The sequence below is a fragment of the Micromonospora mangrovicola genome, from assembly GCF_047200535.1.
Lineage (GTDB): Bacteria > Actinomycetota > Actinomycetes > Mycobacteriales > Micromonosporaceae > Micromonospora.
In genome coordinates, this window is the sequence record NZ_JBJZOG010000272.1 from 1 (window position 1) to 462 (window position 462).

Sequence of the window (462 nt, forward strand, 5' to 3'; positions counted from 1 at the left end):
GGGGTGGGTCATCGCGTGTAGCGCCTCGTGTTCGGCGGGTGGGACGTGTCCGAGTTCGCCGTGCAGCCGGCGGTTGTTGTACCAGTCGATGTATTCGACGGTGGCCATCTCCAGGTCGTCGAGCCCGCGCCACGGGCCCTTGTTGCGTACGAGTTCGGCCTTGTATAGGGAGTTGAACGCCTCGGCCATGGCGTTGTCGTACGAGTCGCCCCTCGATCCGACGGAGGCTACGGCGCCGGCCTCGGCGAGTCGTTGGCTGTAGCGGATCGCTCGATACTGGACTCCCCTGTCCGAGTGATGGACCAGTTTGCGCAGGTCAGCGCCCTGGTTCTCGCGGCGCCACATCGCCACTTTCAACGCGTCGAGGGCCAGATCGGTGTAGAGCGAGGTGGACACCTGCCAGCCGACGATCATGCGGGAGTACACGTCGAGGACGAACGCGGCGTACACCCAGCCCACGGC

1 protein-coding gene is annotated in these 462 nt (G+C 65.6%); it reads right to left on the reverse strand.

Annotated elements, in window-relative coordinates:
• A partial coding sequence (locus ACL02O_RS34435) for an IS3 family transposase (protein ID WP_412822361.1) occupies positions 1 to 462 on the reverse strand: 462 nt, incomplete at both ends.